This is a genomic window from Nitrosomonas sp. HPC101, from assembly GCF_009833125.1.
GTDB lineage: Bacteria > Pseudomonadota > Gammaproteobacteria > Burkholderiales > Nitrosomonadaceae > Nitrosomonas.
The window spans coordinates 50,112-66,215 of record NZ_QRCC01000010.1 but is presented as its reverse complement, the minus strand read 5'-3'; the positions used below and the strand labels follow the sequence as shown (position 1 = coordinate 66,215).

Here is a 16,104-nt window from a genome sequence, read left to right as displayed (position 1 = left end):
ATCGGCGTTTCAGCGCTAGGCAATCTGTCGCCCACTGTCTACAAACGAAAAATGGCGGCGCAAAAACCTATTAAAGTGTCTGAAATTACTTGACCACCGCACTATGACAGCTCCTACCCAAATTGATACGACCAGCTTACTCACCATATTGGGCGTTATCGCCGCAGTATGGGCGCTAATATCTCCTACTAATAGGCTTCGACTTCGCTTCTGCATGACTTGGGGGGATTGGGTTATCGGCGGCATAGCTTTTCTCCTCATCCACTATTTGGTGTTTGCTCCCGCCTTGAAAAGTCTAGGGCTGTATACTACAGCCTGGGGCCGTGGAAATGGGGGCTCGATAGTTCGAGCGCAGTTTACCTGTTGCTGCTCTCTGTTGCCTTCTACTTCTTTTGGCGCACAAGATTTCCTATACTTTCCCGAGGAAGAGTCCACATCTTTCGTGAGTTAATTGAGAACTTGCATCTCACCAAGCGCTACGACGAGTTGGTACTGCTAGTTGAACCTCAATTACCCAAACTTATTTCTTTGACCAAGCAGCAGTCTTTGCTTGTGCGCTGGATTGATCGTCTAGACAAACGCAAAATTGACATAGCTGCACTGTTGCGCGGAGATGAACCTAAAGCATTACCGGCTTGGCGAAAGCGCTGGAATTCCTTGCTTCAACATCTGAAATCCTGGAGCTTAGCTCGTGACGAGGTCGGCACGCAAGCCCACGAGATTCTCTTGAATCTAGTCACTTCCCCGGAGCTGACCATCCACTTGGCGATAGCTCACCCACATTTTTGCCTCAAGCTCCTTGAATCCGACGAAGCAATGCGTTCTGACTTCATTGGGCGCTACATAGATGCATTGCTCGATGCATCTGGAAGCCGTCTCTACGTAGAGTTGAAAAACAACCAGAACCTGAGTGTTGGAAATCGACTATCCCTTCCGGAGAATAACCGGTTGCTCCGATTCTTCTTTGCCGACGCAGCTGCTGCGTTGAATAATGGCCTGGATAAAGCCATCGGTGAGGCAGTATGCCGACGGCTGGATGAAGATATTAAGCTGGTCGAGAAGCTCAATGGATCGTTAGGTTCATACTCCGATGCAGGTAGATTCCGCTGCCCAATCAATTCGGGAATAACACTCTTCGAAATCATGGTCCACGAGGGTATTCATCAAGGCCTGCAAGACCATATGTGGCTACACTATTTTGGGTACTTTGCGAAAAAGATCCTCAAGCAAATGTCTGGGCTACCTGACGAAGAAACCTATCAGGAGTGGCCGACGCCTTTTCACTATCTTCTCTACCGCTTGGTCAGCGTTGTCACAGATTGGGCTGAACAGTGTGCGTGGATTAATGACTCTGATATCCCCGAGGCTACCCGTATTGCCGATGGTTTTGATCGGCACTATATTTCCAAGGAAGCCACTAAGGTGCTCGGCTCTATGCTAGAAGACATCATCCCAAGCGAGAAACTCTCTAAATCATCCAAGACCTCTCTGCTGGAAATTGCCATTCGCAGCCATATCAAGCTTCAGAGTGATCGCGATCTGGCAAATGTTTCATCGTCATTCATGACTGCCGTGATCTTGGGGACGACCATTCCGACAAAGCGCTCCTATCGAGAGGAACTGCGGAATGTATTTGGAGAAATTGACCTCGAAATGAGGCACAAGGCATCGACATTTGAACAAGCTCTGGATAGATCCTTGCATGGTATCCAAAACGACTAAAGCCGAATGAGTCAGCATAAGCCTTTCATTGGGTGAGCATCACAGCAAACGTGAGGCCTACGACCACTATCTACCGAAAGCGCTATATCCATTCAATTCCATCAATTTTCACAATCTTGCGCCCGCCTGCCACGAGTGCAATAGTACCTATAAGCTCAGCAAGGATCCTACCCGCAACCCGGCTGGGCGGCGCAAGGCCTTCTACCCATTCGCAACTGCGGCCCACACCATCGATATTCAGGTAGTCTTGCAGCATTCCAACATCGAACATCTGAAACCTGTGAACGTACAGTTACAATTCGGCCCCGCTGCCATCACCGAGGAAATCGAAACCTGGAAGGACGTATACAGCATTGATGAGCGCTACAAAGCCAAAATCTGCGCTGAGAACGATGGAAAATACTGGTTGACACAGGTACTGGATGAGTGGAAAGAAGATGGTCGGGATCCTGCAGACTTCATGACCACGCTAGCGCGACAGGTGCAGAAGAACCCGTACGCTGAATGTAACTTCCTCAAAAAGCCGTTTCTCGATGCTTGCCGGAAAATCGGTGTTCTTTGAAAATTTTCGCAACTGCAACAGCAGTACTCGTAAGCTCATGGATCAGCTTGATCTGACCAAAAGTTCTCCACTACTTCCGCCACAGCTGTTTTGACAGCTTCCAGTGGCTGGCTGCCATCCACCACCCGAATCCTTTGCGGAAATTGTCTGGCACGTTGCAGGTAAGCTTGTCGTACATGTTCAAAAAATAGATCCGTTTCTTTTTCAAAACGATCGGTCGCTCTGGTGGATTGCACCCGTTCACGGCCCAGTACCACCGGCACATCGAAATACACGGTCAGGTCAGGCGAGAACGCTTCCTGCACCCACTGTTCCAGCGCCTCCAGTTTTTCCAGTGCGATCCCTCTGCCCCCGCCCTGATAGGCAAAACTGGCATCGGTAAAACGATCTGAAATTACCCAGGCGCCGCGCTCCAGCGCGGGTAGTATGACTTTATCCAGATGTTCCCGTCGTGCAGCAAACATCAATAAGGCTTCAGTCTCGGGATGCATGGCCTGACGATGATCCAGCAGCAGCAACCGCAGCGCCTCGCCCAATGCGGTACCACCAGGCTCGCGTGTCACGACCACCTCCAACCCTTTGTCCTGCAGAAAATGCTCCAGCCAGGCCAGATGCGTGCTTTTTCCTGCGCCATCGATGCCTTCAAAGGTAATAAATTTTCCGTACTGCAAGGTAATCATTTGATTAAAATCATCTCTTCTTCTTTGAAGCAACGCTCAAATCACTGCTCTATTAATCCGTCACATCCATGCTTATCGATACCGCAGGCCACCTGACTCTGGCCAGATACATCCCCTCGCCCAATTGCGACGAACGACCGGATCGGAGTGACATCCGCCTGCTGGTTATCCATGCCATCAGCCTGCCGCCGGAAGAATTTGGGGGCGATAGTGTCATCGAGCTTTTCACCAACCAGCTCGATCCACAGGCACATCCGTATTATCAGGGATTACAGGATTTGAAAGTGTCCAGTCATTTTTTCATTCGCCGCGATGGGGAAATCATCCAGTTTGTCCCCTGCACCTTGCGCGCCTGGCACGCCGGCATATCCAGCTGGCAGGGCCGTTCACACTGTAATGATTTTTCGATCGGCGTCGAACTGGAAGGCAGCGATAATCAACCGTTTGAACCTGTTCAATATACCCGGCTGGTCAAACTTACACGGGCTATACAGGCAGCTTATCCAGTCGATAATATCGTCGGCCATGCCGACATTGCTCCACACAGAAAAACCGATCCCGGCCCCTATTTCGACTGGCAAAGTTACTACCAGGCACTTGAACCTGGAAACCTCGGTTGACTGTTAATCCTGTCGCATCATATGCTGATCAACCGCTATTCTCCAATAGATCTCAACATATAACAGATTTTATGCGACACAAAACAGCAACGCGCTCGGCCAGACTGCACAGAAAGCGCACGCGCAATTATCGACCGGGTGCCTCTCCAGGCTCACTGGAACTTGCCAAAGGCGAAAAAACCACCGATATACTGCCGGCGAAGTTATCTCTGTTGCGTTACCGCAAAGAAGGCCCGGTTGAGGAACGGCATGATCTGGCGATCACAGATTGCAAGCCTCCTGAAGCTGACGCCACTGATATTACCTGGCTGCACCTGCGAGGTCAGCCAACGCCGGAACAACTGGGAATACTTGGCCAGGCCTTCGGTCTACACCCGCTTGCACTTGAAGATGTATTGCATCAGGAGGCGAGAGCAAAGATTGAAGCCTATGACAATCACCAGTTCATTGTATTCAATCACGTACACCGGACGGATGAAAATACGCTGGTTATCAACCAGATCAGCTTTTTTTCCGGTAAAAACTACCTGATCAGCATCAGCGAAAACCGGAATGATACGTTCGAATCTGTACGCCAGCGGATTCGTGGCGTGAGCAAGCTCTGTACGCACGGGGCAGATTATCTCCTGTATGCGCTGCTTGATGTCATTGTAGACAGCGGATTTCCTCTGCTTGAAGAACTGGGTGACGAACTGGAATCACTGGAAGACGAAATCCTGAATGATCCCAATCGTGAAGCACGCAACAGCATTCATTATGCCAAACGTAAATTGGTGCTGATGCGTCGCACCTGGTGGCCGCAACGCGAGATTATTGCCGAGCTCATGCGCGACGACGGGCGATTTCTCTCTGAAACCACACGCCTTTATATGCGTGACTGCTACGACCATTGCGTCATTATCATCGACTTTGTGGAAACTTATCGCGAAATGGCCTATAGCCTGCTTGATACCTATCTGTCCGCAGTGAGTCAGCGCATGAATGACATCATGAAAGCACTCACCATCGCCGCAACCATTTTTCTTCCGCTGATGTTCATCACCGGGTTGTACGGAATGAATTTTGATACCTCCAGTCCCTGGAACATGCCGGAACTTCACTGGCCCTTCGGTTACCTCTATGTACTCAGTATCATGGTGGTTGTCGTCATCGGCATGCTGATCTACTTTCGCCATAAACGCTGGCTATAGAAAAGTACATTGCTGCCATTGCTGCCCCCAAACAAATCCGGAAGCGGTGAAGGAACCTCTGATCAATCAGAAGAGAATGATAAAATCCGGAGATATTTTCGGTAAACAGGTGGATAAATCACAAAATGATCGGCATTCTGATCATCACTCATGAGCAGCTGGGGGCCAGTCTGATCAATTGCATCATACACATTCTGGACGAGTGTCCTCCATTGCTGCTGAATCACGCTGTTTCTCCTGCTGCAGATCCGGAGATCGAGATCATTCAATTGCAGGCAATGCTCCGGCAGCTGGATCAGGGGGATGGTGTTCTGATTCTGACGGATATTCTAGGCGCCACACCTGCCAATATTGCCTGCGAACTGATCCAGGATGGACGCGTTGAGTGCCTGGCCGGATTAAATCTGCCCATGTTGTTACGCGCCGTACAACATCGACATCTTCCGCTGCCCCAGCTGATTGATAAAGTTCTGACCGGTGGCCGGGAAAGCATTCTTCAAATAGCGCAGGAAGCGGACGATGCCAACTGAAACGTTAACAATCCTCAATAAACTGGGTTTGCATGCGCGCGCGTCAGCCAAACTGACGCAGCTGGCAGAAAAATTTGAGAGTGAGGTCTGGCTGACACGCAACGGGCGCCGGGTTAACGCCAAAAGCATCATGGGTGTTATGACCCTTGCTGCCAGCAAGGGTACTGTAGTCGAACTGGAAACCATCGGCTCGGATGAAATTCAAGCGATGGAGGCCCTAAAAGCACTGATTAATGACTACTTCGAGGAAGATGAATGAGTTTCATCCTGCACGGTGTCGGTGTATCCAACGGCATTGCGATCGGACGCGCTCATCTGGCTTCGTCGGCTGCATTGAACATTCCTCACTACCAGCTGCCAAAAAATCAGATTGATACCGAAGTGACACGGTTGTGCAGCGCATTCTCCACGGTACGGCTGGAACTGGAAACACTCAAAAATTCTATTCTACCGGGAACCGGACCCGCTGAATTCAACGCCTTCCTGGAGCTGTACCAGATGATTCTGGACGATCCGATATTTTCCCAGGCCACACAGAGCATTGTAAAGCAAGCGCAATGCAATGCTGAATGGGCAATTGCACAGCAAACGGAGGTACTGATTGCGCGCTTCGAAGAAATAGAGGATCCCTATCTGCGCGAACGCAAAACCGATGTTGCTCAGATAGCCGAACGTGTTCTGAAAGTGTTACTCGGCCATCCGGGGCATACTCCGCCCCCGGTGAAACACGATGGTTTTGGTATTCTGGTAGCGCACGACCTGAGTCCAGCGGATGTCATGCAGTACAAGCAGCACCAGTTCTCTGCCTTTCTGACAGACATGGGCGGGCCAACCTCGCATACCGCCATCGTAGCGCGCAGCCTTAACATTCCTTCGATTGTAGCCATGCAGCATGCCCAGCAGCTGATCTACGAGAATGACAATCTGATTGTAGATGGCAACCAGGGCATCGTCATCATCAATCCGGATAAATATATCCTCGCCGAATATCGCCTGAAGCAAAACCAGCTCGAACTGGAAAAACGCAAACTCTGGCGTCTCCGCTCTGTAGCAGCGGTTACACGAGATGGTACACCGGTGGATCTGCACGCCAACATTGAGCTGCCGCAGGAAGTTGAACGGGCGAAAGAATACAGTGCAATCGGAATTGGCCTGTTTCGCAGCGAATTCCTGTTTTTGAACCGGGATGATCTGCCGGATGAAGAAGAGCAGTTTGAGGCTTATTCCACGGTTATCGGGGGCATGAACGGCTTGCCCGTCGTTATCCGCACTTTTGATCTCGGCGCGGACAAGAATCTCAGAAGCGCTTATCGCATGGCACCTAATCCGGCACTTGGATTGCGCGCAATCCGGATGAGCCTGGCCGAACCGGGCATGTTTCTGGTACAGCTGCGCGCCATTCTGCGCGCTTCAATCCTCGGTCACACTCAAATTCTGATCCCGATGCTCTCCAGCAGCCGGGAAGTCGATCAGACACTGCAAATGATCGAATTTGCCAAGCAAAGCCTGCGGGATGAAAACATGCCTTTCGATGAAACCATCAAGATTGGTTGCATGGTGGAAGTTCCGGCAACTGCACTCAGCCTGGAGCTGTTCATGCGCAAACTGGATTTTTTATCCATTGGCACAAACGATCTCATTCAGTACACGCTCGCAATCGACCGCACCGATGAAACCGTTGCACATCTGTTTGATCCGCTGCATCCGGCCATTCTCCGGCTATTATCCCAAATCATCCAGAGCGCTGCTAAAGCCGGTATGCCAGTTTCCATCTGTGGAGAAATGGCGGGGGATTCAAAATATACTCGCCTGCTACTCGGGATGGGATTACGGCAATTTTCCATGTACCCAACACAGCTGCTGACCGTGAAACGGGAAGTACTGGATAGCCATCTGCCTGACATTACCCGCTTGACACAAAAGATACTCAAGGCGGACGAGCCGGACAAAATTCATGACCTGCTGCAGAAACTCAATAGCTAAGAAACCTATGATTAAATCCCCTATGAGCCGCACTGCAGAGGACCCGCAAGGAATATTGAATTTTCAGTAACACAATTGGATACAATGAGCATTCATTTTTCACATCTACAGTTGGTTTTATTATTTTCAGATGTCTATGCAAGATTCTGATTCAATCGGCATCGTCTCGGCACGACGCGTGCATTTTGACACGCCACTCAGCCTGAAAAGCGGTGCCGTACTGGATAACTACGAACTTATCTACGAAACTTACGGAGAACTGAATCCGGAGCGATCCAATGCGATTCTGGTCTGTCACGCACTATCCGGTAATCATCATGTGGCCGGTGTTTACGCAGACAATCCCAGAAATACCGGCTGGTGGAACAACATGATCGGTCCGGGAAAACCGATTGATACCCGGAAATTCTTCGTTATTGGCGTTAACAATCTGGGTGGCTGTCATGGTTCCACCGGGCCGATCAGCATCAATGACAGAACCGGGAAGCGCTATGGCCCGGATTTTCCGCTGGTTACGACGGCTGACTGGGCAAAAACCTATGTACGTTTTGCTGACCAGTTCGGTATCGATTGTTTCGCTGCTATCATCGGCGGCAGCCTGGGAGGGATGTCAGCCATGCAGCTGGCGCTGGATGCTCCGGAAAGAGTGCGTCATGTCGCAGTCATTGCTGCCTCCGCCAGATTGACGGCACAGAACATCGCTTTCAATGATGTCGCACGCCAGGCAATTCTGACCGATCCCGACTTTCATGGCGGAGACTATTATTCCCGTGGCACTCACCCGCGCAGGGGGCTGCGCCTGGCGCGCATGCTGGGTCATATCACCTATTTATCGGATGACTCCATGGCCACCAAATTCGGCCGTGAACTGCGCAATGGCTCACTTGCATTCAATTATGATGTCGAGTTCCAGATCGAGTCTTACCTGCATTACCAGGGGGATAAATTTGCCGATCTGTTCGATGCCAACACCTACCTGTTGATGACGAAAGCACTGGATTATTTTGATCCGGCCCAGGATTATGATGGCAACCTGAGCGCAGCATTTGCGCGTGCACAAGCAGATTTCCTGGTGCTCTCGTTCACCTCCGATTGGCGGTTTTCTCCGGAACGCTCACGCGAGATCGTCAAGGCACTGCTCGACAATAAACTGAACGTCAGCTATGCGGAAATACCTTCCACATACGGGCACGACTCCTTTCTCATGCAGGATGACTATTACCACCAGCTGGTACGCGCCTACATGGATAACATCTCTATTTAGCAGAACCGGTCAACGGTTTTTTATTTGGACATGACGACAACTGAAATCAGCAGATCGGTTCTGACATTACGGCCGGATTTCGCCATGATCGCCACCTGGATCAAACCAGGATCCAGCATACTTGACCTGGGTTGCGGCGACGGGACGTTATTGCACTACCTCGGCAACAAGCTCAACGTACGGGGTTACGGCGTGGAAATCAGCGCCCACAACATCCAGGCGTGCATGCAGAAGGGAATCAATGTCATACACAACGATCTTGAATCCGGCCTGTCTGGATTCGAGGATGCATCGTTCGATTATGTCATCCTGTCGCAGACATTGCAGGCGATGAAGAATACTGAAAATATCATTCAGGAAATATTACGTGTCGGCAAGGAAGGCATCGTATCCTTTCCCAATTTCGGATACTGGAAAAACCGCCTGCAGGTTATGGCCGGACACATGCCGGTCTCATCCAATCTGCCCTATCAATGGTACGACACCCCCAATATCCATCTGTGTACCTTGCACGATTTTGAGCAATTATGTCAGCAGCACAAGGTGAACATACTGGAAAGACAGGTGATGAATCACGATAACAAGGTCACTTTCCTGCCTAACCTGTTTGGTGTCCTCGCGTTTTATCGCTTTGGCCGCGCACCGCATTCCTGATACCGGCACGATTGCCATCCATATACCTACTGCACTTAGGAGCCTCTGCAAAGCGATCTGCATCGCCATTTCTGCGTTAAAAATCTTCAAAATGTCCATTGGGCCAGTCTTACGGCTGTTCACTGCGTTTTGCCTGCATCAATCGACTTTTGTCTTGAACGGACTGCCTCGCTCACGTTTTTCAGAGGCTCCTTATCTCATTGAGTCGTCCTACAATAACCAACATCGCAATGTAACGGAGCCAATCTGGAAATCCCTGCTGGCTTTTCAGCCAATTCCGATTACAATATCCATTCCAGAGAATGATCAGTCTACTTTTATGGAGAACCCAGTCATGATCAAAAACATTATTGGCCGTCTGATTAAAAGGAACACCACTGCTCCGGCAATCCCGCAAACGAGCAATGCGCTCTTCATCCCGGCAAGACGCCGGTTTTTGTGCACCTGTGGATGCGGAATGTTCTATGTTACCGCGGCTGGTGCAGGACTGCTGGCTGCAGCTACACGCGCTGAAGCTGCCGCGGGAGGGGCTCTCATCCGTGTCGGGCATTTACCGGCAGGCTGTGTTTCCCATCTGTTACTGGCAAAAGTAAGAGGCATGTTCGGTAAGGCGGGATTGAATGTCGTGCTAACACAATTCAACAGCCCTGCTGATTCTATGCAGACGCTGGTCTCCAACAATCTCGAACTGATCCACAGCCCGTGGACCATGACTGCAGCTGCCTACACTGCTGGCACCACTGATCTGCGTATCATCGGCGGCTCGGGCCAGGCCGGGATCGAACTGGTTGCACGCAACGGCTCCGTCAAATCAGTGGCAGAATTTATCGATGCTGCCGGCAAAGGGCTGCGTGTGGGCACCTTACGGCTGGATACGCTGGAACTGGTTGGATACGGCACGATGTCACAGCATGGCAAATCCTATGATGACTACCGCATGACCTTCTTTCCGAGCATGATAGGCATGGGAGAAGCCATCGCCAACAAGGCACTGGATGTCTGCACACTGGCACAGCCTTACGCCGAGCATGTTGTTGCTGAACAGGGCGCGGTTTATCTGACGGATTCAAACTCAGTCTGGGGACCCGAAGCGGCCGACTGTGTCATCAGCACTAAAATCCATACCATCGACCGGCAGCGTGACGTACTGAAAACTTACCTCAAGGTGCTGCAGGAATCCGCCCGTGCCTTCAGCGAAGATTACGAAGCAGTATTGAATGATTTACAACCTGTCTATGGCGTACCGCGACCGATTTTATCGGTTGCACTCAAGCGCCAGTTCCCCAACCCGGTCATCAGCCAGGCAGGTATTGGCGGACTGCGCCAAGGTGCAAAATATCTGGCTGAATTGGGTTACCTCAAGCCAGATATCATCGATGCTGTTCTGGATCTGAAATACCAGCCAGCCTGATATGCAGCCTCATTCCATAAACAGTCCCGGTCATCAGGTCACATGGATCAGCCGATTCGTCCGGCTGATCCTCCAATCAAGCTTGCTTTGGTTCTGCCTGGCCTGGCTGTTGATCATCCTGCTCTGGGAGTTTGGTTCTTATATGGAGTGGCTGAACCCGCAAATCCTGCCGCCTCCGAGCGAAACCATTCCGTATGCCTTATCCGGCAACATCAGCATCGGCTTCGGTCAGCAGAAAACCGGATTGTTCGAAGCTACTGCCATCACCCTGACGCGCGTTGGCACCGGCATGCTGGCTGGACTCCTGGTCTCATCCTGTCTGGCTATCATGGTCATCGAACTGCCACTCCTGCGGCGGCTGATTTTGCCGATTGTCCAGTCACTTGCCCCGATTGCTCCGGTTGCCTGGATTCCTTTCACCATTGCCGTCATCGGTATTGGCAGTCAGGCGGCAGTGTTTATCGTATTCATGGCGGTACTCGGAACAATGTCTCTATCGCTGATCGCTGCACTGGACGGCATTCCGGCTGAATATCTGAAAATTGCCCGCAACCTGGGTACTTCGCGCATGAGAATGTGGTGGTATGTGCGACTGCCTGCCATCACGCCCGGTGCCATGACGGCCATTCGCATGTCCTTTTTCGGTGCCTGGATGGCCGTGCTGGCGGGAGAAATGGCCGGCATCAACTCCGGCCTCGGCTACATGATCATCATGGCGCAACAGATGTATAACATGAAGCTGGTCATGATCGGCATCCTTGCTATCGGCTTCATCGGCTTCATCATCGATCGTCTGTTACTGCTGGCCAACGCCAAACTGCTGCAATGGATAGAGTAAATGCTATGAACAATGTAGTCACGCATTCAACCGGTGCCCGGCTGGAATTCAGCAACGTCCGCAAATCCTTTGGCAACACTGTTTCTGTCGAAGCAGATAATCTGATCATAGAACCGGGTAGCCTGACCGTACTGCTCGGCCGCAGCGGGTGCGGGAAAACCACTCTGCTCAATCTGGCTGCAGGATTGGACTTCCCGGATCAGGGCAGTGTCAGCTACGATAACCAGGTACTACAGGGCCCTGCCCCTGCAACTGCCCTGATTTTTCAGACCCACAATCTGTTCCCATGGATGACAGCAGAAGAAAACGTCGCTTTCCCCCTGCGCAATCAGGGAATGGCAAAAGCCGACGCCCGGGAACACGCACGGCAGTATCTCAAACAAGTCGGCCTGGAATCCTTTTCCGACCACAAACCCTCGCAACTTTCCGGCGGCATGCGCCAGCGTATCGCCCTGGCAAGAACCATCGCCACAAAACCGCGATTGCTGCTGCTGGATGAGCCCTTCTCTGCACTGGACATGCAAACCCGCCGGATGATGCAGCGCTACCTGCTGCGTGTCTGGAACGATTCTGCCGCCACCATCCTGATGATCACCCATGATCTGCACGAAGCACTCATGCTGGCAGATCGCATCGCCCTCATGGCCTCCTCCCCCCGGGGACACATTGCTGAAATCATGGATATTGAGCTCACTCGCCCCCGTAACCCGGAAGACCCGGCATTCCGCACCATCCAGCGGCAACTCGACCGGTTTCTGGAACACGAAACCCTCCTGGCAGAACACGACCCCAGCCTCGAATCAACTGATCAGAAAAACAATCCGGAAGCAACACGGAAACAACAATAAAACACTGGAGCGCCAACTACTACCTCCTTCCCGGCAAAGCGGAACAAGCAATACCAGCCAGAGCATTTCTGATGTATTTGTTTACATATACGAACGGCATAATATGTCTTTCCTTACCCGAACCATGAAGCCACCCTTTTATTTCCGGAGATCGACGGACACTTGCTGGTGTTTTTGTACTCGCACAAAGTTTCATCACACTGCCAGTCGGCATGCAAGGCATACCCCCCTATCTCCTTCACGGCACTTATCAGCTGGAACGCTGAAATCTTTTCACTGGGACAACACCTGGCGCTGCCTTTTCCATCATGTGTTCACTCGCCGGTGAAAGCAGCAACGTAACCGACATACCATGAGTCTGAGAATCGCAGTTGATGGCTTATCTGCAACGCCTGCATTCTTTCGATTAGCCTGACTTTTCACCTCTTTTTCAGCCGATTGCCATGCTGCAGCAATTGATAAGGTGAGTACCATTTTCGTATTTTTCCGGTAAAACGGTACCCGCCATGCTATTCAAATCTCATCTCAGATCAATTCTGAACATTGCACCGCAATCGGGAAACGAGACCGAACCAAATGCTGTTCCTATTCACTCCGGTAAAACAATATTCGGTAACGAATCCCCATATACAAATACCCCCTCCAGGCAGGGAAAATACGATGCTTCTTTTGATGACACTCACGCCTCACGGCTAGAAGCTGAAAATACCGCAATTCACGAAGCCAGAGGCCGGATTGAAACCGAAGCACGCGCACACGTCACGGCAGAGGCACGTGCCCGGGTAGAAGCTAATGCCAGGCTGGCAGATACTGAAAAAGGCATGAGGGAAATATCCATTGAATTTATTGCATCTGATGATGCAATAAATTCAATGGATCCAGATACACCCGATACTCCATCTCAATCAGGCATACCTAACAATCCAACAGAATCCGATACAATAAAACTACCATCAGAAACTCACGGGAATACGCAGAATTCAGCCTGTAATCTTGCTGAGCCAGGCTGATAACAATATTAAAACAAGAGAAAATGACATGCTGAAAGCCTTATATACAAGTGTACTGCCTCTGGTACTGGCAACCACCAGTGTTCCCGGGTTCACCATGCACATGCAGGAAAAAACTGTCACACTCCAGGATCAAAAACAGCTCGGTGTTACAATCTACAATGAAAACCTGGCATTAATCAGAGATCTGCGACAGGTTCCCCTGAAAAAGGGTATTAACCGACTGGTTTGGCGTGAAGTTTCAGCACAGATACGCCCACAAACAGCGCTGCTGCACACACCCGGCCAACCTGCCGGATCCCAGTTACTGGAACAGAATTTTGACTTTGATCTGCTTACCCCGGAAAAACTGCTGGAAAGCTATCTCGGGCGTACCGTTAACATCATTTACACCAATCCCGTAACCGGGAAAGAAACAACAGAAGCCGCCACCGTACTCTCCACGCGCGGGGGGGTTGTACTGAAATTCGCAGATCGAATCGAAACCGGCACCACGGGACGCATCACCTTCCCGGATATCCCCGATCATCTGCATGATCGGCCTACCTTGTCACTGGTACTGGAAAGCGCTTCCCAGAGCGACCGTGAACTTGAACTATCTTATCTGACCTCCGGGCTTTCCTGGCAGGCTGACTACGTGGCTGAACTCAATACCAATGATGATCGGATTGACCTCAGTGGACTGATTACGCTGGCCAACCACAGTGGCATTACGTATCCGAATGCTCATCTGCAGCTGGTGGCCGGGAATATCAATCAGATTTCCTCTGAGCAGCCCCAGACCAGAAAAATGATGGCCATGGTGGCAGATGCTGCCGAATATCAGAAAAGCAAGGAAGAACCTCTGTTTGAATATCATCTTTACACCATGCCTGCCACCACCACACTGGCAGAAAATCAGACAAAACAGGTTATATTGATGTCAGCTGCAGATATTCCGGTCAGCAGGGAATTTTTACTGCGTGGCATTGAAGCCCACTACCTCAGCAGATATACCAACAGCGATAACAAACTACGACCAGATGTCTTTATCCAGTTTGAAAACAAGGGAAAAGGGCTGGACAAGCCGCTACCTGGAGGAATCGTACGCGCTTATATAAAAGACTCTCAAGACAACACGCAATTTCTGGGTGAAGATCATATTGACCACATAGCGAAGAATGATCCCGTTCGGGTAAAGCTGGGTAAAGCTTTTGATATCACCGCCACGAGAATCCAGACAGATTTTCAGCAATTGGATACACCCTCCCAACGCTTTACTGAAACAGCCCACAAGATTGAAATCCACAATACACGCCAGGAAGCAGTCACGATTCGGGTGCAGGAGCCCATCCCCGGTGACTGGATCATAATTTCGGAATCCTTTCCTCACACCAGGCCAGCCGCTAATCTGGCCGAATGGAAAATCACCATTCCCGTCAAGGAAAAAATTGTGTTGAGTTACCGGGTCCGGATCAAGCATTAGAAACTTTCGGAAACCGATGTTTCGGGTAAGGCAGCGTTCGCAGCACCACTGCCTTGTCTGTTCTTTCGTTGCTGCGCTTCTGTGCACCTTCTTCCATTCTCATACAGCCTTGCATGACTGATGTATCCATGAAATGGAAATGTCTGAAAGTGTTCTCCTGGGAATTGCCGTTAATCGCTTGTCAGCTTCTGGAAACCGCAATGGAAGTAGTAAGCTTGCTACTGATAACCCTGCTGCGCCTTGCCAGATGACGCAGACGCATACTCAGGCGCGTCCAACTGCAGTTTCCAGGTTCATTTTTCCTGATTTTTGAATTTCAGCAGAAAATTTCTAGCCAGGTTAATTTGCTCTGCATCCATCAGCATGGGTGCATGCCCGATACCTGCCAGCTCAACAACCTTTACATTGATCTGGTGCAGTTGCATTTCACTGGCTATTTCAGGTGTCAAGACTTCCGATTTCTCTCCTCGGAGCACTAGTACCGGAAGATCAATCTTATTCCAGTAAGTCCACAAATCGATATCTTTCAGGTTTGATGAGCGAAAACCGGACGAAATGGCAGGATCATACCGATAACCAATCGTACCATCCTTATATTCATGCGCACTGTACAGCGCCATATGATGCCACTGCGCGTCTGTAAGCACGTTATAAGGTAACGCTGTGCTACGCATGTGTATTTCCAGCTCAGCCAGGTTCCGAAAGCGGGGATCTTTCCCAACAGTCATGGAAAATACAGACAAAATACTGGATGGAACCAATGGACCAATATCGCTCATTACCAGTGCTCTGAACCGACAAGCGGCAGGCAATCGTTGGCGGGCAGCCAGTAACATGCCGACCAATCCTCCCATCGACACGCCCACCCAGTAAAGATGGAAACGGCTATAGTTATTTTGCTGATAAATGTGTTTGAGTACACATTCCATATCCAACAAATAAGTCATCGCAGAATTATAGCCATCTGCATTTTCCAGCCAGTCACTGCGACCACGGCCCGCCAGATCGATACAAATCACTCTGAAATCCTGTTCCAGGGCCATCGCAAGAAAATCAAAATCCCTACAGTTGCGTGTCAAACCGTGTACGCACACCACTACATGGTGATTTTCCGGATCTCCCCAGTCCGTGTAGGCAAGCTGACGACTATTTCGCCCGGGCTTTATTTTTCCAGACTGCGTCGGTATAGACAGATATTTCCATGCTATATCTGAAGGGTTTTCCATGACATCTCTTTCAGGATGATACGTAACCATATCCAGCAGGGAAGTGAATTGTGATTACACAAATTTGACAACAAGCACAAGGAATACTCGTTCCGGCTCTA

The 16,104-nt window shown here is 50.5% G+C and carries 16 protein-coding genes; 14 read left to right on the top strand and 2 right to left on the bottom strand.

Features of this window, described 5'->3' with window-relative positions:
• Positions 1-459: 459 nt before the first annotated feature.
• A complete protein-coding gene (locus ABO04_RS07350) occupies positions 460-1,722 on the top strand; it encodes a hypothetical protein (RefSeq protein ID WP_205012764.1) in 1,263 nt (420 codons plus the stop codon).
• Positions 1,723-1,750: 28 nt separating this feature from the next.
• A complete protein-coding gene (locus ABO04_RS07345) occupies positions 1,751-2,284 on the top strand; it encodes a hypothetical protein (protein ID WP_205012763.1) in 534 nt (177 codons plus the stop codon).
• Positions 2,285-2,319: 35 nt separating this feature from the next.
• Here ABO04_RS07345 and tmk read toward each other — a convergent pair whose 3' ends face one another.
• A complete protein-coding gene (gene tmk / locus ABO04_RS07340) occupies positions 2,320-2,955 on the bottom strand; it encodes a dTMP kinase (protein WP_160810290.1) in 636 nt (211 codons plus the stop codon).
• Between the two features lie 77 nt (positions 2,956-3,032).
• Here tmk and ampD point away from each other — a divergent pair, with 77 nt between their 5' ends.
• The 12 genes from ampD to ABO04_RS07280 all read left to right on the top strand — a co-directional run bounded on the left by ampD (position 3,033) and on the right by ABO04_RS07280 (position 14,777).
• On the top strand, positions 3,033-3,584 hold the full coding sequence (gene ampD, locus ABO04_RS07335) for a 1,6-anhydro-N-acetylmuramyl-L-alanine amidase AmpD (RefSeq protein WP_160810030.1): 552 nt from the start codon (positions 3,033-3,035) through the stop codon (positions 3,582-3,584).
• A 71-nt stretch (positions 3,585-3,655) separates the two neighbouring features.
• Complete coding sequence (corA, locus tag ABO04_RS07330) at positions 3,656-4,774, top strand: magnesium/cobalt transporter CorA (protein ID WP_160810029.1); 1,119 nt, start codon at positions 3,656-3,658, stop codon at positions 4,772-4,774.
• A 125-nt stretch (positions 4,775-4,899) separates the two neighbouring features.
• Positions 4,900-5,304, top strand: a complete 405-nt coding sequence (locus ABO04_RS07325) for a PTS fructose transporter subunit IIA (protein WP_160810028.1) — start codon at positions 4,900-4,902, stop codon at positions 5,302-5,304.
• Complete coding sequence (locus tag ABO04_RS07320) at positions 5,294-5,563, top strand: HPr family phosphocarrier protein (protein WP_160810027.1); 270 nt, start codon at positions 5,294-5,296, stop codon at positions 5,561-5,563. The genes ABO04_RS07325 and ABO04_RS07320 overlap by 11 nt, the downstream gene beginning before the upstream one ends.
• The gene (ptsP, locus tag ABO04_RS07315) at positions 5,560-7,287 is read left to right on the top strand and encodes a phosphoenolpyruvate--protein phosphotransferase (protein ID WP_160810026.1); all 1,728 of its coding nucleotides are present in this window, start codon (positions 5,560-5,562) and stop codon (positions 7,285-7,287) included. The genes ABO04_RS07320 and ptsP overlap by 4 nt, the downstream gene beginning before the upstream one ends.
• Before the next feature lie 130 nt (positions 7,288-7,417).
• The gene (locus ABO04_RS07310) at positions 7,418-8,551 is read left to right on the top strand and encodes a homoserine O-acetyltransferase (RefSeq protein ID WP_160810025.1); all 1,134 of its coding nucleotides are present in this window, start codon (positions 7,418-7,420) and stop codon (positions 8,549-8,551) included.
• A gap of 30 nt (positions 8,552-8,581) precedes the next feature.
• Positions 8,582-9,205: a methionine biosynthesis protein MetW gene (gene metW, locus ABO04_RS07305; protein ID WP_160810024.1), complete on the top strand. Its 624-nt coding sequence runs from the start codon at positions 8,582-8,584 to the stop codon at positions 9,203-9,205.
• 334 nt (positions 9,206-9,539) lie between these two features.
• Entirely contained in the window at positions 9,540-10,616 is a 1,077-nt protein-coding gene (locus tag ABO04_RS07300; protein WP_160810023.1) for an ABC transporter substrate-binding protein, read from the top strand.
• Positions 10,617-10,758: 142 nt separating this feature from the next.
• The gene (locus ABO04_RS07295) at positions 10,759-11,454 is read left to right on the top strand and encodes an ABC transporter permease subunit (protein ID WP_240141470.1); all 696 of its coding nucleotides are present in this window, start codon (positions 10,759-10,761) and stop codon (positions 11,452-11,454) included.
• Positions 11,455-11,459: 5 nt separating this feature from the next.
• Positions 11,460-12,302 carry an ABC transporter ATP-binding protein gene (locus tag ABO04_RS07290; protein ID WP_240141469.1) on the top strand — a complete coding sequence of 281 codons (843 nt, stop codon included), beginning with the start codon at positions 11,460-11,462 and terminating at the stop codon, positions 12,300-12,302.
• A 506-nt stretch (positions 12,303-12,808) separates the two neighbouring features.
• Positions 12,809-13,312 carry a hypothetical protein gene (locus ABO04_RS11845; protein ID WP_193565788.1) on the top strand — a complete coding sequence of 168 codons (504 nt, stop codon included), beginning with the start codon at positions 12,809-12,811 and terminating at the stop codon, positions 13,310-13,312.
• A 28-nt stretch (positions 13,313-13,340) separates the two neighbouring features.
• Entirely contained in the window at positions 13,341-14,777 is a 1,437-nt protein-coding gene (locus tag ABO04_RS07280; RefSeq protein WP_160810020.1) for a DUF4139 domain-containing protein, read from the top strand.
• 293 nt (positions 14,778-15,070) lie between these two features.
• Here the strand turns inward: ABO04_RS07280 and ABO04_RS07275 are convergent, their stop codons facing one another.
• Positions 15,071-16,003, bottom strand: a complete 933-nt coding sequence (locus ABO04_RS07275; RefSeq protein WP_240141468.1) for an alpha/beta hydrolase — start codon at positions 16,001-16,003, stop codon at positions 15,071-15,073.
• Positions 16,004-16,104 lie beyond the last annotated feature (101 nt).